22 protein-coding genes and 2 pseudogenes are annotated in these 25897 nt (G+C 69.3%); 10 read left to right on the top strand and 14 right to left on the bottom strand.

Annotated elements, in window-relative coordinates; genetic code table 11:
• Positions 1-75: 75 nt before the first annotated feature.
• From BA895_RS11745 to BA895_RS11785, 9 genes are all read right to left on the bottom strand, one after another.
• The gene (locus BA895_RS11745; RefSeq protein ID WP_217493886.1) at positions 76-1335 is read right to left on the bottom strand and encodes a CehA/McbA family metallohydrolase; all 1260 of its coding nucleotides are present in this window, start codon (positions 1333-1335) and stop codon (positions 76-78) included.
• On the bottom strand, positions 1332-2420 hold the full coding sequence (locus BA895_RS11750; RefSeq protein WP_070192085.1) for an ABC transporter ATP-binding protein: 1089 nt from the start codon (positions 2418-2420) through the stop codon (positions 1332-1334). Before BA895_RS11750 ends, BA895_RS11745 begins: the two co-directional genes overlap by 4 nt.
• Complete coding sequence (locus tag BA895_RS11755) at positions 2420-3241, bottom strand: carbohydrate ABC transporter permease (RefSeq protein ID WP_070192086.1); 822 nt, start codon at positions 3239-3241, stop codon at positions 2420-2422. Before BA895_RS11755 ends, BA895_RS11750 begins: the two co-directional genes overlap by 1 nt.
• Complete coding sequence (locus BA895_RS11760) at positions 3238-4119, bottom strand: carbohydrate ABC transporter permease (RefSeq protein WP_070192087.1); 882 nt, start codon at positions 4117-4119, stop codon at positions 3238-3240. Before BA895_RS11760 ends, BA895_RS11755 begins: the two co-directional genes overlap by 4 nt.
• 43 nt (positions 4120-4162) lie before the next feature.
• Complete coding sequence (locus BA895_RS11765) at positions 4163-5617, bottom strand: extracellular solute-binding protein (RefSeq protein WP_083283263.1); 1455 nt, start codon at positions 5615-5617, stop codon at positions 4163-4165.
• A 60-nt stretch (positions 5618-5677) separates the two neighbouring features.
• The gene (locus BA895_RS11770) at positions 5678-6436 is read right to left on the bottom strand and encodes a DeoR/GlpR family DNA-binding transcription regulator (protein WP_217493887.1); all 759 of its coding nucleotides are present in this window, start codon (positions 6434-6436) and stop codon (positions 5678-5680) included.
• 141 nt (positions 6437-6577) lie between these two features.
• On the bottom strand, positions 6578-8098 hold the full coding sequence (locus BA895_RS11775) for an NAD(P)/FAD-dependent oxidoreductase (RefSeq protein WP_070192090.1): 1521 nt from the start codon (positions 8096-8098) through the stop codon (positions 6578-6580).
• A 138-nt stretch (positions 8099-8236) separates the two neighbouring features.
• Positions 8237-8935 (bottom strand): response regulator transcription factor, encoded by a 699-nt coding sequence (locus tag BA895_RS11780; RefSeq protein WP_070192091.1) that lies wholly within the window; start codon positions 8933-8935, stop codon positions 8237-8239.
• Positions 8932-10203, bottom strand: coding sequence for a sensor histidine kinase (locus BA895_RS11785; protein WP_070192092.1), 1272 nt, complete (start codon positions 10201-10203; stop codon positions 8932-8934). The genes BA895_RS11780 and BA895_RS11785 overlap by 4 nt, the downstream gene beginning before the upstream one ends.
• Before the next feature lie 227 nt (positions 10204-10430).
• On the opposite strand from BA895_RS11785, the gene BA895_RS11790 reads away from it, so the two are divergent.
• The 3 genes from BA895_RS11790 to BA895_RS11800 all read left to right on the top strand — a co-directional run bounded on the left by BA895_RS11790 (position 10431) and on the right by BA895_RS11800 (position 14210).
• Positions 10431-10994, top strand: a complete 564-nt coding sequence (locus BA895_RS11790; RefSeq protein ID WP_070192093.1) for a hypothetical protein — start codon at positions 10431-10433, stop codon at positions 10992-10994.
• Positions 10995-11119: 125 nt separating this feature from the next.
• Positions 11120-12781 carry a nuclease-related domain-containing DEAD/DEAH box helicase gene (locus BA895_RS11795; RefSeq protein WP_070192121.1) on the top strand — a complete coding sequence of 554 codons (1662 nt, stop codon included), beginning with the start codon at positions 11120-11122 and terminating at the stop codon, positions 12779-12781.
• 241 nt (positions 12782-13022) lie between these two features.
• Positions 13023-14210, top strand: a complete 1188-nt coding sequence (locus BA895_RS11800; RefSeq protein ID WP_070192094.1) for a cyclopropane-fatty-acyl-phospholipid synthase family protein — start codon at positions 13023-13025, stop codon at positions 14208-14210.
• An 88-nt stretch (positions 14211-14298) separates the two neighbouring features.
• Here the strand turns inward: BA895_RS11800 and BA895_RS11805 are convergent, their stop codons facing one another.
• The 3 genes from BA895_RS11805 to BA895_RS23940 all read right to left on the bottom strand — a co-directional run bounded on the left by BA895_RS11805 (position 14299) and on the right by BA895_RS23940 (position 18104).
• A complete protein-coding gene (locus BA895_RS11805) occupies positions 14299-16122 on the bottom strand; it encodes an HNH endonuclease signature motif containing protein (RefSeq protein ID WP_070192095.1) in 1824 nt (607 codons plus the stop codon).
• A gap of 132 nt (positions 16123-16254) precedes the next feature.
• Positions 16255-16860, bottom strand: a complete 606-nt coding sequence (locus BA895_RS11810) for a carboxymuconolactone decarboxylase family protein (RefSeq protein WP_070192096.1) — start codon at positions 16858-16860, stop codon at positions 16255-16257.
• A gap of 65 nt (positions 16861-16925) precedes the next feature.
• Positions 16926-18104 (bottom strand): DUF2231 domain-containing protein, encoded by a 1179-nt coding sequence (locus BA895_RS23940; protein ID WP_070192097.1) that lies wholly within the window; start codon positions 18102-18104, stop codon positions 16926-16928.
• Positions 18105-18223: 119 nt separating this feature from the next.
• On the opposite strand from BA895_RS23940, the gene BA895_RS11820 reads away from it, so the two are divergent.
• From BA895_RS11820 to BA895_RS11850, 7 genes and pseudogenes are all read left to right on the top strand, one after another.
• Positions 18224-19234 carry an aldo/keto reductase family protein gene (locus BA895_RS11820; protein WP_070192098.1) on the top strand — a complete coding sequence of 337 codons (1011 nt, stop codon included), beginning with the start codon at positions 18224-18226 and terminating at the stop codon, positions 19232-19234.
• Between the two features lie 266 nt (positions 19235-19500).
• Positions 19501-20795 (top strand): annotated as a pseudogene (locus tag BA895_RS24460) (NAD(P)/FAD-dependent oxidoreductase).
• A 65-nt stretch (positions 20796-20860) separates the two neighbouring features.
• The gene (locus tag BA895_RS11830) at positions 20861-21202 is read left to right on the top strand and encodes a cupin domain-containing protein (protein WP_070192099.1); all 342 of its coding nucleotides are present in this window, start codon (positions 20861-20863) and stop codon (positions 21200-21202) included.
• A 19-nt stretch (positions 21203-21221) separates the two neighbouring features.
• On the top strand, positions 21222-22229 hold the full coding sequence (locus BA895_RS11835) for an acetamidase/formamidase family protein (protein ID WP_070192100.1): 1008 nt from the start codon (positions 21222-21224) through the stop codon (positions 22227-22229).
• A 78-nt stretch (positions 22230-22307) separates the two neighbouring features.
• Positions 22308-23075 carry an SDR family NAD(P)-dependent oxidoreductase gene (locus BA895_RS11840; RefSeq protein ID WP_070192101.1) on the top strand — a complete coding sequence of 256 codons (768 nt, stop codon included), beginning with the start codon at positions 22308-22310 and terminating at the stop codon, positions 23073-23075.
• 14 nt (positions 23076-23089) lie between these two features.
• On the top strand, positions 23090-23950 hold the full coding sequence (locus BA895_RS11845) for an NAD(P)-dependent oxidoreductase (protein ID WP_070192102.1): 861 nt from the start codon (positions 23090-23092) through the stop codon (positions 23948-23950).
• A 58-nt stretch (positions 23951-24008) separates the two neighbouring features.
• Positions 24009-24437, top strand: coding sequence for a hypothetical protein (locus BA895_RS11850; RefSeq protein ID WP_070192103.1), 429 nt, complete (start codon positions 24009-24011; stop codon positions 24435-24437).
• A 24-nt stretch (positions 24438-24461) separates the two neighbouring features.
• Here the strand turns inward: BA895_RS11850 and BA895_RS24465 are convergent.
• Together BA895_RS24465 and BA895_RS11860 are read right to left on the bottom strand one after the other, a co-directional pair.
• Positions 24462-25052: pseudogene (locus tag BA895_RS24465) on the bottom strand (sulfotransferase family protein).
• Between the two features lie 40 nt (positions 25053-25092).
• Entirely contained in the window at positions 25093-25782 is a 690-nt protein-coding gene (locus tag BA895_RS11860) for a phytanoyl-CoA dioxygenase family protein (protein WP_083283266.1), read from the bottom strand.
• Positions 25783-25897: the final 115 nt, after the last annotated feature.

A 25897-nucleotide genomic window follows, 5' to 3' on the forward strand; every position in this document is an offset into this window, starting at 1 on the left:
CAGCAGAGGGGGTCAGCCGCACAGGGGTCAGTGGCGTTTGAGCTCAGCGGCATTGAAGTTCAGTGGCATTGGTGGTCAGCGGCACAGAGCGTGCACGACCCGGTGGTCGTCCTCGAGCCACCAGGGCCCTTCCGGTGCGCCGAGCCGCACCCGGTCGCCGACCACGGGGCGCCGTGCCTGGCCGGCACCGGTGAGCAGCAGGCCGTCGGCGTCGACCGCCACCAGCTCGTCACCGTCACGCAGCAGCAGCGGGCCGTCGACCGAGGTGCTGACGCTCGTGCGCCCGGCCCGCAACCCACCCAGCACGCCGTCGCCGTCGCCGTCTGCGTTGCAGAGCACCCACGTCGTCGGCGACCCAGGCAGGGCGTCGCTGCCTTGCTGGTGGAAGTCGCTGCCGCCGATCGGGGTGGTGCTTGGGGTGAGCAGCCACCACGCCAGGGGCGCACCCCATGACGGCACCTGAGCCCACGACGAGTGCCACACTTCGGCTACCGGCGCCTGGTCGAGCGGCGAGAGCCAGGCGCAGTCGGCCGCGAGCGGGTGGTTGACCGAGAGGATGCCGCCGCGCTGCGCCACGTCGGCGGCCCAGGCGGTGGGTGGCTGGCGGAAGTCGACGAAGCCGATGTCGCCGAAGGCGTTCGCGTGACCGATGTCGCGGGTCACCTCCTGACCGGGAAGGAGCCGGATGCCGTGGGCGTGGCCGGCCGCCGGCAGGTGCGCGTGGTGGCTGGTCGTGTTGTGGTCGGTCACGGCGAGGAAGTCGAGACCGCGTGAGGCGGCCAGCGCCGCCAGCGCACCGATCGACAAGGAACCGTCGGAATGCACTGTGTGAGAGTGGAAGTCACCCGCCAGCCACGTGAGCCCGTCAACGGTGGGAAGCCTTCGGCGACGGTCCGTCTGGTCGGGCCGGACGCGCGGGGGAGGGTCGGCCGGTTCGGCCTCGCGAGCCCGCCCAACGGCATCCGCTCTCACAGACCGCACGGTGAGCGTCATCGTGGCGCCCCCTGGCGGCACCCGGTGCAACCCGACGAGCACCCGCCAGACGCCGGCCTCGACCGGCACGGGCAGGTAACCCGGCGTCGACCAGCCCTCCGACACGACGAACCGGCGTCGGGCCCCACCCGACCAGCCGACGTAGCCGGCCGGGCCTTCGAGCCCGAGATCGAGCACGGCAGCGCCGGCAGCGCCGTCTCCGGCATCAGCGGGATACGACAGCTCGACCTCCAGCGCGGCACACCCCGAGGGCACGTCGACCTCCACCTCGCGGATCTGTTGCTCAGCGCGGTCGCTGGGCCGCCACTGCCGGTTGACGGTCGCCAGCACCGTGCCGCTCACGGGCGCAACAGCTCTCCCCGGGCGTCGTAGACGAGGATGCGACCGGGCACGGGTGCCACGTGCACGCCGGCTCCCACGTCGACCTCCTCGCCTTCCGGCACCACGGCCTGCACCCGTTGGTCATCGCCGGTACGAACGGTGACCAGCACACTGGCGCCGAGGTTCTCCAGGGTCTCGACGGTGCCCGTGAACCGGAGCGGACCGTCGCCGTCGACCCGGGCGTACTCGGGCCGGAACGCGACGGTCACCTCGCCGGAGTCGACGGCGCCGGCCGACCAGGCGGCCAGCTCTCCGGCGGCCTCACGCCCGACGGACGCGCTGCCCACCCGTAGCGTTCCGCCGCGCAGCACGCCCGGGAGGAGGTTCATCGGGGTCGAGCCGATGAAGTTGGCCACGAACGTGTTGGACGGGCTGCGGAAGATCTCTGACGGCGTGCCGAGCTGGCGGATGCGGCCCTTCTCCATCACCGCGATCTGGTCGGCCATCGCCAGGGCCTCGCTCTGGTCGTGTGTGACGAACACGGTGGTCACGCCGAGCTCGCGCTGCAGACGCTTGAGAAAGCTGCGTGCCTCGAGACGCAGTCGGGCGTCGAGGTTCGACAGCGGCTCGTCGAGCAGGAACACCGACGGCTGGCAGGCCATCGCCCGGGCCAGGGCCACGCGTTGCTGTTGGCCACCCGACAGCTCGGCCGGGCGGCGCTCCATCAGGGCCTCGAGGCCCAGGGCCGTGCCGGTCTCCGTGGCCTTGAGGGTGCGCTCGGAGCGTCCGGTCTTCTTGATGCGCAAGGGGTAGGCGATGTTCTCGTTGACGCTCATGTGGGGGAAGAGGGCGTAGTCCTGGAAGACCATGGCGACGTTGCGGTCGCCGGGGGGCAGAACCGTGACGTCGCGCTCAGCGATGTGGATGGTGCCGGCCGACACGGCCTCCAGACCGGCGATGGTGCGCAGCAGCGTCGTCTTGCCGCAGCCCGACGGGCCGAGCAGCGCGAAGAACGAGCCGTCTTCGATCGTCAGGTCGAGCCCGTCGATGGCGGTCACGCCCCCCGGGTAGACCTTCGTGAGACCGTCGATGTGGATACTGGCCATCAGCTCTTGATGCCTCCGTGGAACCTGAAGCCGTAGCGGCGGTTGACAAACAGGTAGAGCGCCACCACCGGTAGCGCGTAGACGAGCGAGAACGCCGAGATGAGAGGCAGGTTCGCCTGCCCGCCCTCGGAGTAGAAGGTGTACATCACAACGCCGGCCGGGATCTTCGCCGGGTCGCGCAGCAGGATGTAGGAGATGAGGAAGTCGCTCCACACGTTGACGAGCGTCCAGACCGCGATGGTGGCCAGGCCGGGTCGCACGATGGGCAGCATCACGTGGCGCAGCACCTGCATCGAGCTGGCCCCGAACACCCGGGCGCTCTCCTCGTACGACTTCGGCGTGGCGTCCATGAAGTCCTTGAGGATGAAGATGGCCGCCGGCAGCAGGCCACCGATGAACACGAGGATGACGCCGGAACGGTCGTCGATGAGGTTCAGCGAGAACATCAGCTGGAAGATCGGCACCATGGCGGCGGTACCGGTGACGATCGAGCTGAGCAGGAGCAGGCCGTAGAGCAGCGCGTTGCGCCCGGGGATGCGCACGCGCGACAGCGAGTAGGCCGCCAGGGCGGCGAGGATGGTCACCCCGATCATTGACCCGCCGGCGAGGATGACCGAGTTCTTCAACGACGAGAAGGCGTAGGGGTTCTCGGCCAGGCGCTGGAAGTTTTCGAGCGTCCAGTCGGGCCACGACACGGTCAGGCCCGGTCGGCGGTCGAAGGGCGCGGTGACGAGCCAGAGCAGCGGCAACGCCCAGAAGGCCGTGGCGATCGACAGGAAGGCGGTGAGCGCCAGTCGACGCAGCACGGTGCGGGGCGTCATCGCCGCTCCCGGAGGAGGCGCACGTAGAACAGTGCGATGACGAGGTTGATGAAGAGCATGATGAACGAGATGGCCGAACCGTAGCCGAGCTGGCCGCCGTAGAGTGCCTCGTTGTAGATGAAGACCGGGAGCACCTCGCTCGCGTGGTTCGGCCCGCCGGCGGTGAGCAGGTACGGCGAGAAGTCGTTGAAGGTCCACAGGCTGATGAGCAGCGTGTTGGTCAGCACGTGTCCGCGGATGTGCGGCACCACGACGTCGCGCAGCTGCGCGAAGGTGCCCGCCCCGGAGAGCCGGGCGGCCTCGAGCTGGCTCGGGGGAACCGCACCCAGCGCCGCCGAGAAGAGCAGCATCGAGAACGCCGTGCCGCGCCAGGTGTTGAAGACGATGATCGAGAGCATGGGGTGGGCCAGCAGCCAGTCGGTGCCGCCGGTGTGCAGGATGGCGTTGAGGGTTCCGTCGTCGCGCGAGAGGTAGGCCACCCAGAGGAACGCGACGATCGAGCTGGGCAGGATCCAGGCCAGCAGCACGAGAGTCTGCACGACGGTGCGCACGATCTTGGGCACGGAGCGCAGCGTCCAGGCCAGGGCGAAGCCCGCGCCGGTCTGCCCGACGATGGCCGACCCGAACACGAACACGAGTGTCAGCCACAGCGCGTTGCGAAACGCCGGGTCGACGAGCGCCGCGCGGTAGTTGTCGAGCCCGACGAACTGCGGGTTGGCCGCCTGGATGCCGGTCAGCCGGTAGTCGGTGACGCCGAGGTAGACGGTCCAGAGGGCGGGAATGACAAGGAAGGCCGTGATGAGAATCAGAGCGGGCGCCACCAGCAACATGGCGCGCCGTCGCCCCAGCCCAGCAGCGTCGATCGTCGCCGCGCTCACCCGGTGCCCACCTCCCCCCTGTGAGGTGGGTACCGGGGAGGTGTCACGACGCCGACACCTTGTCGGCCCCCACGGCCTTCTCGACCGCAGTCTGGTACGCCTTGGCGGCGTCGTCGACGCTCTTGCCCGAGACGATGTCGGCCGTCGCCTGCTGCAGCGCCTGCGAGACCTGCGGGTAGACCGCCAGGCCCGGCCGGTAGTGCGTCACGGGGAGCACCTTCTCGGAGATGAACGTCAGAAGCGGGTCGGTCGAGAGCACCTCGGTGTTGACGTCCTGGCGGGCGGTGATGCGCGCCGTGCCACCGAGCAGGGCCTTGATGGCGTCGGCCGAGCCGAGGAACTGCAACAGCTCCCAGGCCTGTTGGGGGTACTTCGTGTTGGGGTTGAGGAAGTAGCCGCCTCCACCTGACATCGACACGGTGTCGCTGCCCCCGATGCCGGTGCCCGGCTGCTGCGACGGGATGGCCGCCCAGCCCACGTCGGAGTCACGCGTGGCCATGGCGGCATCCCCGTTCTTCGGGTTGATCACCGAGCGCCAGAAGTAGTCGCCCTCGAGCAGGATGCCGATCTTGCCTTTCGCGAAGGCCGCGAACGACTCGTCGCGGCCCTTGGCCGCCTGCTGGAAGTCGGTGTTCTCCAGACCTTGCTTGACCAGCGTCTGGTAGAAGGTCAATACGTCACGAACGGCCTTGGTGTTGCCCTGCCACTTGTTCCCGGAGTAGATCTCGGTGCCGGCTCCGGCCAGCAGCGGCAGCACCCCTTGCATGGTGGTGGCCTCGCCCATCGCCGTGCCGGCGTTGATCTGGATCGGGTCGACGCCGGGTAGCGACTTGAGCTTGGCGCCGGCGTCGAGGATGTCCTGCCACGACTTCGGCTGCCAGTCGGTCGGCAGACCCGCCTTCGCGAAGAGCTTCTTGTTGAGGTAGAGCACGCGCCCGTCGGTGCCGGAGGGGATGCCGTACGTCTTGCCCTCGAAGGAGGAGTTGGCCTGCACGGCCTTGGGGATCTGTGACCAGCCCTCCCACGTGGTGACGTCGGAGCCCACGACGTCGCTCAGCGGCTTGATGTAGCCGGCCTGGGCGAACTCGCCGACCCAGATGCCGTCGAGCGCGACGATGTCGGCGCCCGACTTGCTCTTGAGGTCGAGGGCCAGCTTGGTCTTGTACTGCTCGTCGTCGACGCCGGACGGCTGGAACGTGAGCGTCACGTTGACGCCCTTGGCCTTCTGGGCCTTGGTGAAGTTCGGGATGACGTAGTTCTTGTACCAGTCGGCCTCGTCGGCGTTCTTGCCCCCGGCGATGGAGTTGGAGGTGATGGCGAGCGTCACGTCCTTGGCGTTCGCGTTCTGGGTCGGGCTCGCCGGGGACCCGCTAGTGCGGTCGCAGGCCGCGAAGGTCGTGACGGCGAGCGTGGCAGACAGGGCCAGCACGAGGCCGCGACGGCGATGTGGGTGACGCCCGGAATGCTGCGACGGGTAGTGGCTGGCTATGGCGTTCATGCGGTGGCCTCCTCGGTCACGGGTGGGATGTGGGTGGGGGGTCAGGCGGGAGCCGGCCGGTCAGGCCAGGAGCACCTCCGTGCCACGCGTTCGCGCGGTCTCGAGGATTCTGTGGTCGGCGAGGTCGGTGGTGACCAGCACGGAGACGGAGTCGAGACCGCACACGCGGATCGACCCCTGACCGGGGAACTTGCTGTGGTCGGCGAGCAGCACGACTCGGTCGGCGGCCTGGAGGAGGCCCCGTTTGGTGGGCACCTCGACCGACGTCGTGTCGAGCACCCAGCCGTTCGCGTCGACGCCGCTCGTGCCGAGGAAGACGGTGGTGGCGTGGACCTGGCGCAGCGCGTCCTCGGTGAGCAGGCCGACGAGGGAGTGGTAGCGACGGCGCAACAACCCTCCGAGCACGATGACGTCGGTGGTCGGGTCGCTGCGCAGCTCGTCGAGCACGGCGAGGCTGGGGGTGATGACGGTGACCGCGCGCCCCCGCAGCTCGCGGGCCAGAGCGCCGGTGGTCGTGCCGATGTCGAGCAGCACGGTGTCGCCGTCGCGCACGAGATGAGCGGCCCGCCGGGCGATGGCCTGCTTCTCGATGGCTGCGTCGTCGGCCACCTCGTCGTAGGGCCGGTCGACCTCGGGCTCGCTCGACGGCAGGGGTGCGGCGCCGCCGTGGACCCGCCGCACCACGCCCGCGTGGGCCAGCTCGGTCAGGTCTCGGCGGATCGTGGCCGAGCTCACGCCGAACCGATCGACGAGGGACTGGACCGAGACGGCCCCACCTTTTACCTCGTCGACAATCGCGCGATGTCTCGCATAACGCACGATCCCACCTTGGCACAGAAGTGAGCGAAACCGCGCGGAAGTGAGCGAATTTCTAGCGACGTTCTGATGACACCAAGGCGCCCCACCACTGCACGGCAGTCGCAGCGTGCAGGCCGCCGGATGCTGCTCGGTGGATGACCGTCAGGCGACGATCGTCGCCCTCTCGACGTCTAGAGCGAGCGGATCCGCAGTGGCCGGCTCCGTCGCCAGCCTGGCGACGAGGCGAGGGGTGACCCCGGCGTAGGCCGACGGTGACACGGGAAGCAGCCACTGCAGCGCCTTCCGGGCGCCCCCGACGTCGAGACCGAGATCACCCAGCACCTCGTCGATGTTGTGCAGCGAGAAGGGAATGACGTTGGTGCCGTGGGCGTGCTTTCCGTGCGTGCGCTGCCTCATCCAGGCCAGGCGTTCGCTCACGTGCCGGCGCGCCGCCTCGGGGGATGGCACGCGGTGCGCCCGGGCCAGGTGCGAACCGATCCACACCGCCGACATCTCGGCCGACAACGGTGAGAAGAGCGAGGAGTTGTACCCGTTGAACGTCAGGTCGGCAACCCCGATCGGCAGGATCTGTCGGTAGAGCAGGTAGTCGCCGTTCGGGTCGAGAAGCTGACCAGTCACCTCCTCGGACAGGAACGGCACGACCTGGCGGAAGCCGGTTGCGGCGAGCACCAGATCGGCGGGCACGACGCGTCCGTCGGAGAGCGCGGCGTGCGGCGCCCCGTCGACCACCTGGAGACGGTCGATGACGCAGTCACGGGCCACGGCGATCGAGCCGTCCCGCACCCCCGGGAAGAAGCCTTCGGTGGCCAGGCTGACGGTGCTGCGGGCGATGTCACCGAAGCTGCCGTTCGGCACCAGCCCGAGGTCGGCCAGCCCCAGCTGCCGCACGGTGGCGGCACCGACACTGCCGAGCATGCCGTTGGCCACCGTCGAGTCGCGGGCGTGCAGCACCCGCTCCGCCCCTGACACGCGGCGGTAGCGGAACAGCCCCTCGCCGAGACGGGTGAGCATGAGGAACTTGTAGTTGAGCACTCCGCCCAGCTTGCGCGGCAGCTTCCAGAGCAGCTCCCGGGTCACGACGGTGGTCGACGAGGCAGTCTTCGACACCTCGACCGCGACGTCGCACGCCGACTTCCCGTAGCCGACCACCACCACGTGGCGACCGGCCGTGGCCGTGTGGTCGCGCAGCTCACCCGCCGGGGCGATCTCGCCACCGGCCGCCCGGAACTGCTCCTCGCCGGGATACTGCGGCACGAACGGCGTCGAGAAGATCCCGTTGGCCACGACCAGGTGGTCGTAGTGCGTGGACTCGGTGGCGGTGTGCAGGTCCCAGCCGCCCGGGTCGGCGGGAACGGCACTCGTGACCTCGGTGCCGAGCCGGAGCGTGGACGACAGGTCGAAACGAGCGACGTAGCTCTCGAGATAGGCCTGAACCTGCTCACCGCTGGGCCACTCGGGATAGGCCTCGGGCATCGGGTGGTCGGAGAAGGCGTACGTGCCCTTGTTGTTCTGCGTGCGCAGTCCGGGGTAGCGACGGGTCGCGCTCCACACCCCACCGACGTCGGGCGTCTTGTCGTAGACGGTGACGTCGTGGTCGAGGGCGGTGAGTACCTTGGCTGTCGCGAGGCCGGAGAAACCGGCCCCGATGATCGCAATCTTCATGGAGTTCCTTCTGTGCAGGGCTGAGCGAACGGCGACGAGACGTACAACCACGGAGGCGTCGAGGCGCTTCGTGATACACGTTTGCTGTCCCGGATGTCCGGCATGAGCACGTCGGATGCCGCGCGAGGTCGCGAACGCTCAGGGCGTGACGAGGCCGTGGGTGTAGGCGTAGCTGACGGCGTGCGCCCGGTCGCGCAGGTGCGCCTTGGCGAAGAGGTTGTTGATGTGGGTCTTGACCGTCGCCTCGCTCACGAAGAGCCGGCGAGCGATCTCGCGGTTGCTGAGGCCCTCTGCGATGAGGGCCAGCACTTCGCTCTCGCGGGGGGTCAGCCCATCGGTGGCCGCGGGCGGCGCACCCGCCGAGCCTGCGGATGGCTGCTGCTCGGCCATCGACGTACCGACCGACCGGCTGACGGCGGCCGACACGAGGCGGGCCTGGACGGCCCGGTCGAGCACCGACTGACCTGCAGCGGCGGCTCGGATCGCGGCCGCGATCTCACCACGGCCGGCATCCTTGGTCAGGTAGCCACGCGCTCCGGCCTGCAGCGCCGAGAGGATCGAGGTCTCGTCGTCGAAGGTGGTCAGCACGATGACGGCAGTGTCGGGCGCATGCTCCGCCACCTGCGCCGTGGCCGCGGCGCCGTCCATGACCGGCATCCGCAGGTCGGTGAGCAGCACGTCAGGCCGCAGGGCGAGAACGCGCTCGACGGCGACCTCGCCGTTCTCGGCAGCGGCGACCACATCGATGTCTTCCTCGAGGTCGAGCATCATGGCCAGCGCCTCGCGGATGACGGTCTGGTCGTCGGCCACGACCACCCGAATCGTCTTGCCAGTCATGGCATCTCCTTCGCTTCCGGTCGGTCGGAGGAGCCAGGGGCGCCGGGCTTCGCAACGACCAGCGTCAGCCGCACCAGCCAGCCGCCGGCCCACCGTGGGTCGAGGGCGTCGTCGATGGTCACCGGGCCCGCCGTCACCGTGGCTCCGACCAGTGCAGCACGTTCTCGCATGCCGAGCAGGCCCATCCCACCTCCGACGGATGCCGGCCGCGCTGAGTCGGGTGCGGCCTCCGCCGCCCGGTCCGGTGCCGCGTTGACGACCATCAGCCGTAGTTGGCTGCTGAGGGTGTCGCTCTCGAGCCGAACCAGCAGCGGGGCGCCGGGGGCGTGTCGGCGGGCGTTGGTCAGTGCCTCCTGGGCCACCCGGATGACCGTCTGGGCTCGTTCGGTGCCGAGGTCGGGAACCACGCCGACGACGTGCAGCCGTTCGCCGTGCCCCGCCACGAGATGCTCCAGCGCGGGTACCAGATCGATGGTGTCCTCCCGCAGGGCGCCGACCGCGCGGCGGGCCTCGACCAGGCCCTCGACGACGAGGCTCCGCGCCGAGCGCACCCGGTCGCGAGCCTCGGCAGCGCGGCCCTTGTCGAACAGTGCGTCGGCCAGCTCGAGCTGCAGGTTGACCCCCGAGAGTGAGTGCGCGAGCAGGTCGTGGATCTCGCGCGCCACCCGAGCCCGCTCGGCCAGGGTGGCCGCGTGGGCATCGGACTCGGCTGCCCGCTGGGTCTGCTCGACGAGCCGGCCCATCGTCTCCAGCGCCTGTGCGCGGCTGCGCCGGGCGATACCGAAGGCGACACAGGCCCCGGCGGTAAGGGGGGGCCAGAGCGGGAAGTCGGCCATGTTCGGGTGCAGCACCAGCCCGAGCACTCCCACTGCTGACACGAGTGCCGCCACGACGATGGCGCGCGGCGTCGCCAACCGGCTACCGGCGCTGATGGCCACGACGTAGGCGTAGGCCACGCCCCAGCTGGCCGGGTCGTGGGCGTAGAGCAGTCCGGCGGCGACGGCGCCGACGAGTGCGATGGCGAACTGGCGGCGTTCGCCCGCCTGAGCCGGGGTGCGCATCCGCACCACCGACACGACGACGTTGCCCGCGAGAAGCAGTGCGCCCCAGAGGCCGGCTCCGGTGATCCCGAGCGGCGTCACGGTGGCGAGCGACAGGGCCAGCGTGGCGACGGCGAGCACCCCTTGGACCGCGAGGGTCGGTTCACCGGCCCCAGTGGGGCTCGGCGGCATCTGGGGGCGCACCCATCTCTTGAGCTGCTCGGTCACGGCCTCAGTGTTCCAAACCCGGTGGTCCGTCGGGACACAGAGATCCCTCGACGCGGGTGGAGATCGCGTCTCCACCCGGTCTCCACTCCCTCTCCATCCGGTCTCCACTCGCAGGCCGATTCGCGGCGCTGCCGATCCGACGAGTCTGGTTATCAGCAGCAACGGCGCACCGACCGCCACACCACAGACCCTCTCCCGAGCGGGAGACCACAGCCCAAGGAGTCACCATGTCAGACCTCGCCCAGGCCGCCCTCATCAGCGGAGGCATCTTCGCCGTCGTCATGCTCACCCAGTTCGGCCGCCGCGCCAACCGCACCATGAGCGCCCTGCGGCCCGTCATCATGGTCGTGCTCGTCGGGTACGGCTACCTCGCCGGGGCGCCCACCGACGCCACGTCGGTCAATGTCTATCTCGCCGCGGTCGGTGTCGGCCTGATCTTCGCGGCCGGTGCGGTCGCAGCCACCCGGGTCGAGGTCGACCGCCTCACCGGCAAGGCCTACACCATCTGCGGTCTCGGCTTCGTCGCCGTCTGGCTCGTCGCCGTGGCCGCCCGGCTGATCTTCATCTGGCTTGTCGAGAACAACCTCTGGGCCCGCAACGAGTTCGGCACCTTCATGATCAGCCACCACGTCGACTTCGCCGTCATCGCCCCGTTCTTCGTCATCTGGGCCTTGACCATGGTGCTGGCCCGGGTGGCCGTCGTGCAGCTGCGCATCCGTCACGAGCTGCTGGCCGCCGTCGCCGCTGCCCCCGCCGCCGTCAGGCAGGAGCGCGTCTCCGTCGGCAGCTGATGGCGAAGCACCGAAGCACCGAACCACCGATGCACCGGATGCCGTTGGGCCAGCGAGTGATCGCCGGCCCAACGGCATCCTGCGTCTGGGGTGCGGGTGAGCAAGGGGCTCGCTACCGTCTGGGCATGGTCGTGACGGGGGAGACGCCACAGTTCGAGCACGAGTCGGAGCGACTCGTCTGGCAGCGGCTGGCGGCGACCGTGGGCCCCGACACGCTGCTTGTACCGAACCTGCGGCTCACCTCCGAGCTGAAAGACCATGAGCTCGACCTCGTCGTACTCATGCCCGGTGTCGGCATCGTCGTGGTCGAGGTCAAGGGCGGCAGCGTCTCGGTCGACGAGCAGGGGCGGTGGTGGACCGGCGGTGGTGGTCGTCGGCACCCGGTGCGCCCCGTCGAACAGTGCCGTGACGGCAAGTACGTGCTGAGAGAGTTCGTCGAGAAGGACCCGCGATGGCGGTCGAAGCACAGCCGGGTGCGGTGGGGGCACGCCATCGTCGTGCCGTACACCGACCTGCACGACGACTTCGCCACCACCGACTGTCCGCGGTGGATGATCAGTGGCCGGGGCGACCTCGACGCGTTGGCGGGCCGCATCCGCGACGTGGCTGCACGGCAGGAGAACGACCAGCGGGTGCCGAGCCAGGACGACGTCGACCTCATCCTCGAGATCCTCACCGGGCGCTGCCTACCGACTTATGACGTCGCCGCGGAGGCCGACGAGCGTGAGGCCGCCGCCGACCGGCTCACCCTCGAACAGGCGACCCTGCTCAAGATCACGCGGTTGCTGCCACGGCTAGAGATTCGCGGGGGAGCCGGCTCGGGTAAGACGATCCTGGCCCTGACGCAGGCGAAAGATCTGACCCGCGGCCAGGGTGACCGCAAGCCGCAACGCGTGGCCCTGGTCTGCTACTCGCTGGGCCTCAGCTGCTACTTCTCGCGGCAGCTGGCCGGTGCGCCGCGCAACCACCGGCCCGCCTTCGTCGGCTCCTTCGAGGCGCTCGCCAACGAGTGGGGCGTCGAGACGACCTCGCACGACCGCAACGACGCGTCGTTCTGGGAGCGCGAGCTCGCCGAGCGGATGACCGAGCGGGCCCACGACCTTCCCGACGGGAAGCGCTTCGACGCCGTGATCGTCGACGAGGCGCAGGACTTCGCCGACCACTGGTGGCAGCCCCTGATGGCCGCTCTGCGCGACCCCGAGACCGGTGGCCTCTACGTCTACAGCGACGAGAACCAGCGGATCTTCGCCCGCTTCGGCCAGCCCCCGGTGCCGCTCGTGCCGTTGGTGCTCGACCACAACCTGCGCAACACCCGTCAGATCGCGCGCGCCTTCGGGCCGCTGGCGCCGATGCGCATGCAGCTGAGGGGCGGCGACGGCTCCGACGTCACGTTCGTGCCGTGCGCCAGCGACGCTGTGGTCGACACCGGCGACGACCAGGTCGAGCGGCTGCTGGATGCCGGGTGGCGGCCGGAGCACATCGCCCTGCTCACGATGGGGTCCCGTCACCCGATCCAGAAGGAGCGACAGGAGAACGACGGCCACCTCGGCTACTGGCGCTCGTTCTGGGAGAACGACGACGTCTTCTACGGTCACGTGCTCGGCTGCAAGGGGCTGGAGCGGCGTGCGGTCGTGCTCTGCGTGAACTCGACCAAGCCGGAACGGGCCCGCGAGATGCTCTACGTCGGCATGTCACGCGCCACTGACCAGCTCGTCGTGGTGGGCGACCCCGTGTTCGTGCGCGAGATCGGCGGTGACCGCGTGGCTCACCACCTCGGCATCAGCTGAGCAGCAGCCCGGGCTACGACGACATGGGCTCCTCCTCCGGCGTCGCTGGTTGACTCAGCGCCGTAAGCGCACTGACCCTTCTCACCGTGATCGTCGTGATCGCGTTCACGGTGTGGTTGCTGCCCAACGTGGCCCCGCCCAGGTATCAGGGGCCGGGCGTTCGCCTCCTCAGAGACAGCGAGCGTGAATCTGCCCGCCGTACGCCACCGCCACGCACTGGACGAACAGTTAGGAAGCGCCGATGGTCAAGCCGACCACCCTGATGGCCCTGGAGGACTACGCGGTCCCCGCCGAGCGTGATCTGCGTCGTGAGGGTGGAGTCTCGCCCGGCAAGCACGCGACGTCGTCCTCCCGGAGGGATGGAACCGCTGTTCGCACGGCGGTCGGGGTGGTGGACCGGTGCCCGGAGCGCTATCACCGCTTCGAGCACACCGACCGGTGGGCCGACTCACACAAGGCGAGGATCGATACCCGCATCAGGCAGCTCATCGCAATGGGGTACCACGGGGATGCGTCCAAAGATCTGACCAGAACCAGATCCGTGATCGACATGACCAACCCGGCCACCCAGGAACTGGGAAAAGCGATGCCCACCATCGCCGCGTGGTTCAAGCTCATTCCGCGAGCGGTTGCGCTGGACATCATCTATGACCCCGAGAAGGGCCGCCTCTGCAACGGCGTCGTACTCGATGAGGAGTCGATCAGATGGTTCAAGAACATCGATGACGCCATCGGCATCCGAAGCCGTGCGGCTGTCCTCCGAGAGCTGCTGCTGCACGAGGCCGACAAGTCGGGATGCATCGCCGTGGCATCGCTCGCCTGCGGGGCCGCCCAGCCGGTGTTGGAGACCATGGCCGAGCTGCTGCGTGACGGGCGAGCCGCCGACTCCAGCGTGACCCTCGTCGACCTGGATCGCGAGTCGCTGGGGATGGCTGTGCGGTTGGCCGACCAACACGGGATCACCGATCGAGTCACCACGGTGACGGGCAACATCCTCAGTCTGAACGGAATCGATATTGCTCCGGGTCCCCACCTCGAGAGCGGCGCAGGGGTGGGCTACGACGTCGTCGAAGCGCTCGGGTTCCTGGAGTACCTTCCGCCGGAGAACCAGGAGTCCTACACCTACAACGGGGTGGTGGACGAAAAGCGAAGCCGGGCCGGGGCCGTCGTCTTTCTGAAGAACGCCTACGACCTGGTCAAGCCCGGCGGGCTGCTGATCTTCGGCAACATGCTCGATGAGACACACAAGCAGCTCGAGTTCACCCTCAACACCGTTCAGTGGCCGCACATCCAGCCGCGGTCGATCAAGAAGATGCTGCAGATCATTGCTGCAGCCGGAGTTGACCCTGCTGCTGAGGTGGACATCTACTGTCCAACCGACGGCGTGTACGCGGTCTACGCGATCAGAAAACCGTGCGTACAGAAGTGATGCGGGTCTCGGCGGTATCCGGTACGTGTGCATAGCCGGCCGACAGAGGCAGGCACCGTCCGGCAGGCGGGCGAAGTTTGGAGACGGGTCAGAAGGGTGGCCGATCGTCGGCCGCCTGAGTCGGCTCTGCTGAGGCTGGTGGACACTCGACCACTGCCGTCGATGGCAGCCTCGGCTTGCGAACCCCTTCGAGCCAGTCTTTGGGATGAGTGGTGTAGGCGCGTGCAGCGGCCGTACGCCAATGGACGGCGCCGTCGGCGTCGCGGGTCGCACGCCAGTGCTCGTGGGTGCGGACGTTGTGATGCCGGCGTTCCTTGGACGTGAGGTTGCTGACGTGGGTCGGCCCCTCGGGCCACGGGGTGTCGTGGTCGAGGTCGCAACGGTTGGCGGGCACGGTGCAGCCCGGGCCGCGGCACGTTCCATCGACGGCCATGACCTGCGCGCGCATCGCAGCGGTGGGTCGGTAGGCCGTGGTCTCGAGCTGCAGGGCCGCTCCGGTGTCGACGTCAACGGCAAGGCGCTGCCAGGTGGAGCCGGCCGCCAGCATGATCCGGCGGGCCTGATCGGCCGGTACCCACCCGTAGCCCGGGATCTCGCACGGTGCGTCGGTGAGCCCGACCGCGGTGGTGAAGGGCACGACGATCCACACCGTGGCGGCGGGTGGATGGCCGATACGGCCGGCGCCCTGCGGTGCGGGACGGCGAGGGTCTCGAGCGCCGGAGCAGGTTTCTGAGCGGCCACGCGACCGGCTCTCGCCTGAGCGGTCAGCCTGCGTCTGGTCGCCACTCGGCTGGTCATCGACCGAGCCGGGCTCGGTGGCGCGCGGGCCACCACGAGGGTCGGGATCGGGGTAGCCGTTCCCATCGGCCCCGGCCACGACAGGACGCAGCCCGCCGAACACCAGCAGGTCGGTGGCCACCTCGGCGCGCAGCGTCTCGAAATCGCGCTCGTCGCCGCTCTGTCGGGCAGCCCGCGCGGCCGCGTTCACGCGCTCCATCGCGGCGATCACCTTCTCGGCGTCGTTGGTGATGGTCATCGTGCCAAGCCCGTCTTCGTCGATCCTGGCGTGCACTCCGCGACGGCGCTTGCGAGCAGCCCGGCGCCGTTCTGCCGCCTCACGGTCGGCCGCCATCACGCACCGGTTCAGGCGCTGGCGGAACAGTGCTGCCGACGGCGGCGCATCGTCTTTCGGTCGCAGCACCGCCTCGGCTACTCCCGCGGCCGCCTCGTCGGGCAAGCCGTGTGTTTCGGTGTGGATGGTGCAGGCCCGGTAGAGGCTGACCGACCCGGCTCGTAGCCGAGCCCGCAGGTCGGTGGCCGCGGCGCCACGGGCGGAGCCCAGCCGAACCCGGGCGAAGATGTCACGTTCCCCGAGTCCCGTCGCGGTGCAGACCTCCATGACGGTGAGTCGCTCGGGGTCGACCCAGCCCGGGGGCGTGCTTCGGCCCAACGCGGCGAACCGGGCGGTCTCGGCGGCGTCGATGTCGGCGTGCAGGCGCCCCAGCGACTCCACCGCGACGGCATCGAGCGCGGCCTTGCAGTGCTCTACCGCCTCGAACCGGCGTAGCTCGCCGCTCGCCTCGGCTTCGAGGTCGGAGACGGTTCGCGCTCCATCGGCGGCCGTCGCTGGAGCCAGGTCGTCGGCGGCGGCCTCGAGCAGCTCGGCCACCAGCATCGGCAGCCGGCGGGTCAGCACATGCTGGGCCACCTGCCGTCGCAGGGCTCGCTCGAACAGGGGAAGCCGCTTCTGACTCAACGACACCCGGCCGGCGTCACGGTCGTGGTACAACGTGCTCAGCCGCTCGAGGTCGACCACCGCATCATCGTGGCCCACCATCAGTACCGGTGCGGAGGTGTCAGAAACGGAGCCGACGGGCACCGGGGAGGCGTGCTGTCGAGAGGTCTCGACCATCGACTGCGCCTCCCGTCGCTCGCATCGCGGCTGCTCTACCCTTCTTTGAATTTGAACAGGTGTTCGATACGTACGTCAAGAGATCCATTCATTCAATCTGCTTGCATGGCAGCGAGATTGGCCACGGGGTGGTCAGCCGTGGTGCCATTCGGTGACGTCGTCAGACTCCGGTGGAGCCGTGCCGAGGTCGTCGCCGTCAGTCGTGATGCCGAGGCCGAGCACGGTGCGGTTGGCGTAGGCGAAGTAGGCCGCCACCTGGTTGATCTCGAGGAGCTCGCCGTCGTCGAGCCCAGTCGCGCGTAGCGTCTGGATGTCGTTCTCCGAGACCGTGCCGGGCGCCTCGGTGAGTAGCCTGGTGTAGCGCAGCGCCGCCAGCTCTCGACCCTCGAAGGCGTCTTCGGGCCGACCGGCGCGGAGGGCCTGAAGCACCACACCGTGGCGTGCGTCATCGCCGAGTAGCTCACGCAGCCCGGCGGAGTGGTGGTCGACGCAGTAGGCGCAGCCGTTGAGATGGCTCACCTGCACGCCGATGGTCTCCAGGAACGAGACCGGCAGGCGGTTGCGAGAGTGGTGCAGCACCGCTTTGTACAGCGCGAGGTGACCGGTCAGGGTGTGCGGGCGCAGGCTGTGCGCCAGCAGGATGTTGTCGATCTTGCCGTGCGGGCCGGCGATACGGTCGTAGGTGTCGCGTAGGCGAGGCTCAGCGTTCTCGCGGTCGATCGTCCTGATCCAGGTCATGGCCGGAGCATAGGCGGGGCCCACTCGACACCAGACGACTGCGACGCAGCGCGCGACGGCCCCTGCTACGTCACAGACCGTACCTGTGCCTTTGCCGCATCGAGCATGTGCGCGTACGAACCCGACCGGGTGGGCGCCGAGTCGACCACGGCCGCAAGGGCTTTGATGATCGTGGCCGCGTGGTCGTCGCGCAGCCGGTTCACCATCTCGGGTAGCTCCTGACCTTCTTCCATCGACAGGTGCTTCGTCATCGCCTCTTCGAAGAGCCCGAACTGCGTTCGATAGATGGGCGACTCCGAGTCCATGTCTTCGAGCCGCTTGATCTGCTGGGCCAGGCCCGCTTCCTCCGCCGCTCTGCCCAGGCCCAGACCGCTGCCGACGACCGCGGGGACCACCGGGTGGATGAGCGCCGACTCGACGGCGACATGACCGGCGAAGTGGCTGAGGAAGCCGCGCATCGCAGCAGCGTGGTCAGGAGCAGCCGCCACCCGAGCGTGGTGCAGCAGTGTGCCTAGGTGCGCATGCTGGGCGACGAGGGCCTCGTGCACATCTTCGGAGGTGATGGCCTGCGGCTCGGAGCGCCTGCCTGCCGATCGTGGAAGGGCCGCGGTCACCGCCCCCGCCTTGAGCGGGTCGTTGACTCCCCCCGCCCGGGCAGCCTCGTCGGGGAGTGGGCCTGAACCCCCGGCCAGGCCCGGGTGCACCGTGGAGACCTTGCGCACGGCAGCCAGGTGACCGCCCAGATAGCCGGCCGCGCCGGCCGTGCCGGCTCCGAGGAGAGCCAGCACGGTGCCCAGCCGGTACCGGTCGCCCCGTCTCGCGGCCCACGAGCCGGCGTAGAGCCCGATGGCGGCCACGTTGAGAGCAGCGTGGGCCACCCCCACCCGTTGCGCAGGTCGGTCAGAGCGGTGCCACTCGGCCCAGCCGGAAGCTGCGGTGGGGGCCACGCTGAGCAGTCCGACCCCGAGCAGCCGCTGGGCGGCCGGGCGAGCGGTCGGGCCGCCGAGGAGGTCGAGCACGCTGGTGGCGGTCCAGAGTCCCAGCGGCACGTCGGTGAGCGACGGATGCAACGCGTGCCCCAGCCAGGCGCCACGCAGCACGTCGCCCAAACCCGGTGCGCCGAGCGGGGCGGTGACCTGGCCCAGCGCGTCGACCGCGGGGTCGAGCCGTTCGTCGTTCTCGAGCGCCACGGCGATCCGTGCGGGCAAGGGCAGCTGGGCGGCATCCGATGTCTGAGACGTCATAGCCCAGTCATACCCACCGCGAGGGCAGACCGCCAGACTTGACCCCGTCAGGCCGCACGCCGAGGCGGGCCCACGCCCCCCGGGAGATCTCGCCCGGACTCGGGTCTTACGGTGGGGGGATGGAATTCAGATACCTCGGCAACAGCGGACTCAAGATTTCTGAGATCACCTACGGCAACTGGCTGACCCACGGCTCGCAGGTCGAGAACGACGTCGCCACCCAGTGCGTACAGGCGGCGCTCGATGCCGGCATCAGCACCTTCGACACCGCCGACGTCTACGCGAACGGCAAGGCCGAGACGGTTCTCGGCGACGCCCTGAAGGGCGAGCGGCGCGAGAGCCTCGAGATCTTCACGAAGGTCTACTGGCCGACGGGGCCGGGTGGCAAGAACGACACCGGGCTGTCGCGCAAGCACATCATGGAGGGGATCAACGGGTCGCTGCAGCGGCTGCAGACCGACTACGTCGACCTCTACCAGGCGCACCGCTACGACACCGAGACACCGCTCGAGGAGACCATGCAGGCCTTCGCTGACGTGGTGCGCCAGGGCAAGGCGCTCTACATCGGCGTGAGTGAGTGGACCGCCGAGCAGATCCGCGAGGGCGTCAAGCTCTCGAAGCAGCTGGGCTTCTCGCTCATCTCGAGCCAGCCGCAGTACTCGATGCTGTGGCGGGTCATCGAAGACGAGGTCGTGCCGACGTCGAAGGAGCTCGGGGTGAGCCAGATCGTGTGGAGCCCCATGGCCCAGGGCGTGCTGTCGGGCAAGTACCTTCCGGGCGAGGCGCCGCCGCAGGGCTCGCGGGCCGCCGACGAGAAGGGCGGCGCCGACATGATCAAGCGGTTCATGAACGACGACGTGCTGGCCCGGGTGCAGAAGCTGAAGCCCATCGCCGACGAGGCGGGCCTGACCATGCCGCAGCTCGCGATCGCCTGGGTGCTGCAGAACGACAACGTCGCTGCCGCCCTCGTGGGGGCCTCGAAGCCCGAGCAGGTCGCCGACAACGTGAAGGCGGCCGGCGTGAAGCTCGAGGCCGACCTGATGGCCAAGATCGACGACGCCCTCGGTGACATCGTCGAGAGCGACCCGGGCAAGACCGAGGCGACCGCGCCGCAGAAGCGCGTCGCCTGACCTTTCCCACCTCGTGACATCGGATGCCGCTCAGCGGGCGATCACTCGCCGGCTGAGCGGCATCCGACGTTCTCTGGGTTTCTCGGTCTGCGGCGACCCGACCGGGTCGCTCCGTCGACGCAGACGATGAAGTCGGATGACTCAATCGGTGGGTGGTCCGTTCGGCCTACGGTGTCGAGAACCCACCGAAGGGGCTCCTCGTGACGACAACGCAAGATCGACCGACCGTGATGGTGATCGGCGGCGGGTTCGCCGGCTTCTACGCGATGCGCCGGCTGCAAAAACTGCTGGGCGGCAAGGCCGAGCTCGTGCTGGTGACGGCCAGCGACTACCTGCTCTATGCACCGTTGCTGCCCGAAGTGGCGAACGGGGTGCTCGAGCCGCGCGACATCGCCGTGCCCTACCGGCAGGCGCTCCGTGGGGTACGGGTGCTCGTCGGTCGGGTTCGCCAGCTCGACCTCGCCGCCCACACGATCGGACTCGACTGCCCTGAGGAGGGTCAGGTCGACCTCCGCTGGGACCGGCTCGTCATCGCCCCGGGATCGGTGACGCGCCAGTTCGACATCCCGGGCCTGCACGAGCATGCCCACGGCATGAAGACGTTGCGCGAGGCCACCTACCTGCGTGACCACATCATCGCCCAGCTCGATCACGCCGACGCGCTCCCGGACGGCCCGGAGAACGACGATGAACGCCGGAGGCGTCTGACGATCGTCGCTGTCGGCGCCGGCTACACGGGCACCGAGCTGGTGGCCCAGCTGCAGTTCTGGGTGTCGCGGGTGACCGGCCGCTGGGGCCGCCTCGACCCGTCGCAGGTGCGCTGGGTGCTCGTCGACGTCGCCCCCCAGGTGCTGCCCGAGCTGGGCTCGCGACTCGGTGCGCCCTCGGCCGACTCCGCCGGCGGGGGATCGAGGTTCGGCTCGGGGTGAGTCTCAGCGAGGTCGACGACGAGGGCGTCACCCTCACCGACGGCACGCGGATCGCGACGAACACCGTGGTGTGGAGCGCCGGCGTCGTGCCGAGCCCGCTCATGGCGAGTCTCGGACTGCCCACCCAGCGTGGACGAGTCGAGGTCGGCCCCGACCTCGCCGTTCGGGGTGCGCCCCACGTCTGGGCCCTGGGCGATGCGGCGGCAGTGCCTGACCTCGCAGTGGCCGGGCGGGGCGCGGGCGCCGGCAGGCGCCCGTTCACCCCGCCGACGGCCCAGCACGCGCAGCGGCAGGGGCCGGTGGCCGCCGCGAACGTGACCGCCTCTCTCGGGATCGGCGCCGGCCGCACCTACCGGCACCGCGACCTCGGTCTGGTGGCCGACCTGGGCGGTTGGGACGCGGTGGCCAGACCACTGGGGGTGCCGCTCACCGGGCCGGTCGCCAAGGCGGTCGCTCGGGGCTACCACCTGTTGGCGCTGCCCTCCCTCTCGGCTCGCGTTCGCGTCGCCACGAACTGGCTTTACGCGAGCGTGCTGCCCACTCGGGTCGCCCGGCTCGACCTCGTGCGCCGCGGCGACGCCCTCATCGCCCGCGCGCAGGGCATCGAGGATGCCGGTGGGCCGCCGGCCTGAGAGAGCTGGCAGGCGCTTGTCTGGTGGGGCATGATCGGGGTTCTGCGCCCTACGGAGGAGATCCCATGGAGAACGTGCCCGGCTTGAACCTGACCGAACTGGCCGCCCGGCACCTGCGCGCCGCGGCGGAGGCCTCGAGCGGGCGAAGCGCCCAGACGTTGTACGGCGGCGCCGCTCACACTCTGCGTCAGACCCTCATCGCCCTGGCCGAGGGACAACAGCTGCACGAGCACGAGAACCCGGGGGAGGCGACGCTCCAGGTGCTTCAAGGAGCAGTGCGGCTGGTGGCCGGCGACAGCGAGTGGCAGGGCGCGGCAGGTGACCTGTTGATGATCCCCGACGCGTCGCACCGCCTCGAGGCGAGCGAACCGTCTGTGGTGCTGCTGACGGTGGCGAAGCTCGGCTGACGGCGCCAAGGTAGTCAGCATGGACGTCATCGAGTACACCCCCACCCGCAACGACTACGCCTACACGTTCGGCGGCGTCGCGCCAGTCATGCGCGTCAAGCCCGGCACCGCCCTGAGGCTGTGGTCCGACGACGCGTTCGGGGGAGCCCTGCGCAGCGTCGACGACCTGTCGAGCGCGAAGGTCGACCTGCGCTTCGTCAACCCGCAGACCGGGCCGTTCTTCGTCGAGGGGGCCGAGCCGGGTGACACCCTCGTGCTGCACCTCGTCGCTCTCGAGCCCGCTCGCGACTGGGGTGCCTCCGCGGCCATTCCCTTCTTCGGTGGCATGACGGGCACCGACCGCACGGTCACGCTCCAGGAGGCGCTGCCCGACACCACCTGGATCTATGAGCTCGACCGCGACCGCCGCACCGTCGGCTTCGTGGCCAGGCACAGCGACCACCGCATCGAGCTGCCCCTCGAGCCGATGCTCGGCACTGTCGGGGTCGCTCCGGCCGGGGGAGAGGTGCGCTCGTCGCTGGTGCCCGAACGCTTCGGCGGCAACATGGACACCCCGCAGATGCGCGCGGGCTCCACCGTCTACCTGGGCGTCAACGTCGAAGGGGCGATGTTCTCGGTCGGCGACGGCCACTACCGCCAGGGCGAGGGTGAGGCCTGCGGCACGGCGGTCGAGGGGGCCATGACCACGACGCTCATCGTCGACCTCATCAAGGGCCAGGCCCCGGGCTGGCCTCGCATCGAAGACGATACCCACGTGATGGCGATCGGTTCGAGCCGCCCGATGGAGGACTCGTGGCGGATCGCCAACTCCGAGCTCGTGCACTGGGTGAGCGCTCTGCACGGCCTGCACACGATGGACGCGTACCAGCTGCTGTCGCAGATCACGCAGGCCCCCATCGCCAACGTCGTCGACGCGAACTACAGCGTCGTGGTCAAGGCGGCCAAGGCACTGCTCCCCGACGGGGCGGCGTTCGACGGCATCCACGCCGACCTCCGCGCCCGAGCCCACCACCTCGGCGCCGTCTGACGCGTTCGTTCCCGACCATCGCAAAGCGGAGGCGACCAGCCGGCATCCGCTCACATCAACTGCACGAGAGGCACTTTCATGGATCTGCAGCTCAAGGGTAAGCGCGTTCTGGTCACCGGCGGCACCCGTGGCATCGGTCGGGCCATCGTCGAGGCCTTCCTCGCCGAGGGAGCCGTCGTGGGCTTCTGCGCCCGCCAGGCCGAGGAGGTCGCCGCCGTCGAGCTGACTCTCAGCGAGCGCGGTTCGGCCGGTTCCGTCACCGGCTCAGTGGTCGACGTCGCTGACGCCGAGGCGCTCACCGCCTGGGTCGAACAGTCGGCGCAGGCCGGTGGGGGCATCGACGTTGTCGTGGCCAGCGTCAGTGCCCTCGCGATCCCGGAGTCCGAAGAGAACTGGCAGCTGAGCCTCAACGTCGACGTGATGCACACCGTGCGCCTGGTCAACGCGGCGATGCCCTACCTCGAGCAGAGCGAGGCCGCGTCGATCATCGCGATCTCGAGCGTGTCGGGTCGCGAGTCCGACTTCGCGTCCGGGCCGTACGGCACCGCTAAGACCGCCATCATCGGCTACATCCACGGGTTGGCGATGCAGCTGGCGCACAAGGGGATTCGGGCCAACACCGTGTCTCCGGGAAACACCTACTTCGAGGGCGGGGTCTGGTCGAGCATCGAAACCGGAGACCCCGACCTCTACGCCACGGCGGTGGGTCTCAACCCGACCGGTCACATGGGCACACCGGCGGAGGTCGCTGCTCCGGTCGTGTTCCTGGCCAGCCCGGTCGCCAGCCGGGTCAGCGGCACCAACCTCGTCGTTGACGGCGCCCTCACCCGCGGCATCCAGTTCTGAGCAGGGAGATCGTCGTGCGCATCGCCGTCACAGGAGGTACCGGCAAGCTCGGGCGGCACGTCGTCGCCAGGCTGGGCTCGAGCGGGCACGAGGTGGTCAACCTCGACAGGGAGGGAGCCCGTGGCGACGGGTTCATGCGGGTCGACCTGACCGACTACGGCCAGGTCGTCGACGCGCTGAGTGGGGCCCGCGACGGCGACCAGCCCGCGGTGGTCGACGCCCTCGTGCACCTGGCGGCCATCCCGGCGCCTGGGCTCGTCCCCGACATCGAGACCTTCCGCAACAACATCATCACGACGTTCAGCGTGTTCCACGCCGCGATCCGGCTCGGCGTTCGCACCATCGTCTACGCGTCGTCCGAGACGGTGCTCGGGCTGCCCTTCGACACCGCGCCCCCCTACGTCCCGGTCGACGAGGAGTACCCGGCTCGCCCCGAGTCGGTCTACAGCCTCGTCAAGCATCTCGAGGAGACGATGGCGATCGAGCTGTGCCGCTGGCACCCCGACCTCGCGATCACGGCGTTGCGCTTCTCCAACGTGATGGACCAGAGCGACTACGCCGAGTTCCCGTTCGACTCCGACCCTCGGGCACGGAAGTGGAACCTGTGGGGCTACATCGACGGTCGGGACGGGGCACAAGCCGTCGAGAAGGCGCTGATGCACGGGGCCACCGGCTTCGACCGGTTCATCATCGCGTCACCCGACACGGTGATGACGACCCCCAACGCCCAGCTGCTCGACGAGGTGTTTCCCGGGGTCCCTCGCCGTGGCGACATCGGCGAACACACGACCTTGCTCTCCATCGACAGGGCGCGGCGTGTCCTGGGGTACGAACCGCAGTTCTCGTGGCGTGACAAGGACGTCGTTCGCGCCTGAAGACGCGGCTGGGGATAACTCGCACGTCGCGGCTTCTATCGGCGCCACCATGACGTGCATGACCTTCGAGAACCTGCCCGTCAACATCAAAGAGCTGCCGCTCACCGACCGGCGTCTCGCGGCCGACGTCATCGACCTCATCATCAGCGGGGAGGCCCGAGCCGACGGCTGCCTGGGAATCATGGTGTGCGACGAGCACGACCGTGGCGTTTTGCCGATCGTGCTGTCCGACGTTCCGCACGACGGGGACATCGAGGCGGTGGCGACGCTGTTCGACCTGGTGCTCCCCCTCGTCGTCGAGCGCGGCGGGTCGCTGCTCGTCGGACGCGGCCGGCCCCGTGGTGGGGTGCTGAACGACGTAGACCGGGCGTGGCACCAGCAGGCCATCGACTCGTGCGCCGCCCACGACGTGCCGTTGCTCGGCTTTTACCTCGCCACGCGCGACGGTGTCTTCCCCCTGCCCGAACCCTTGGCGGCCGCCTCCTGAGGAGGCTTCGCCCGACGGCTCGAGTCAGGCGGGGCGGCTGTTGAGGTGGGGGACCGGCTGGTCGGGAACCTCGACCCCGAGTGCGTCGCACAGGGGAGCCCAACCGTCAGCCACGCGCCACTCGACAAGTCGATCCGGTGGGCAGACTCGACGCACGTCGGCGACGTGGGCCTCGTAGCGAGCGAGGGTGTGGTCACGGTCGAACACCCTGGACCAACCGCCGAAGTGTGCGTCCCACAGCCGGTCGAGAAGCGCGGCGACAGCAGGCGGGCCGACCTCCAGACCGGGTGCGGTCTAAGCGTGGATCGAACCCAGCACACTCTCGTACCACGAGGGCCCGTCACGAAGGGTCAGGAGAACCTTGGCGTCGGGCCAGAGTCGGGCGAAGGTCTGCCACTCCCAGCAACCGGGCCAGTCGACTGTGGCGCCGAACGGGCCGAGGAGGTCGGGCCAGTCGGCCGGCTCGCCCCGGTAGTGAGCCGCCCAGGCCTCGGCCAGTGCGGGCTTTTCCCACATCGTCTGCATCTGGACGCACGGACCGAACCCGAGTACGTCCAGGGCCGCGGCGGCCGATGTCGTGCCCGTTCGCCCCCAGCCGGCTCCGATGACCCTCATCACCCCACTCTCCCACCGGCCCGGTGGCCGGAGCCGGTGGTCAGCGGTCACAGCCCCCCTCTTGGTCTGGTCTTGAGTGGGGCCGGGCGATGTCGGCGATGCCCTTGTAGGCGTAGGGGTCAACGCCCGCGACGATGACGATGTCGCGGTAGTCGGCGACCGCCATCTGTTCGCCGTCAGCGGGCAGCCTCCAGGGCAGCAGGGACTCGGCGCTCATGTAGTGGTTGGCCAGGGCCCGACGATAGCCGCGCCCGCCGGAGTTGCTCAGCGACCGGTGCAGGAGGTAGCCGTTGAAGACGACGGCGGTGCCGGCCGGCACCTGCACCGGCACGGCGTCGTCGTCACGGTAAGGAAAGTCGTAGGCCTCGGTGGTGCAGTCGAACCGAGGGTCCTGCTGTGGCCGGGCGGGGTAGATGACGCCGCGCTGGTGAGAACCGGGCAGCACCCAGAGACAGCCGTTCTCGACGGTGGCGTCGTCGAGGGCGATCCAGACTGCCGTCAGCGACCGATCGCGAGTGGGGATGAAGCATTCGTCTTGGTGCCAGGCCTGCCCGGGCCTGCCCTCGGACTTGATGAACAGCATCGACTGCATGGCCTTGACGTTCGGGCCGATGACGCTCGTCAGGGCCTCGACAATGCGTGGAGCGGTGAGCGCCCCCTTGGCGACCGGTGACACCTTGTGGGGGTAGTGGATGCACAGGTACCGGCGCAGAACCTGCTCGTCACTCATCTCGGTGGCGCCATTCGGCGAGGCGACATCGTGTGCGTCGTCTATCTGCCCGTACTCCCCGCGGCTACTTGTTTCATTGACGGTAGGACCGGTGCCTGCGCAGGCTTCGGTTTAG

The sequence above is a fragment of the Humibacillus sp. DSM 29435 genome, assembly GCF_001758225.1.
GTDB lineage: Bacteria > Actinomycetota > Actinomycetes > Actinomycetales > Dermatophilaceae > DSM-29435.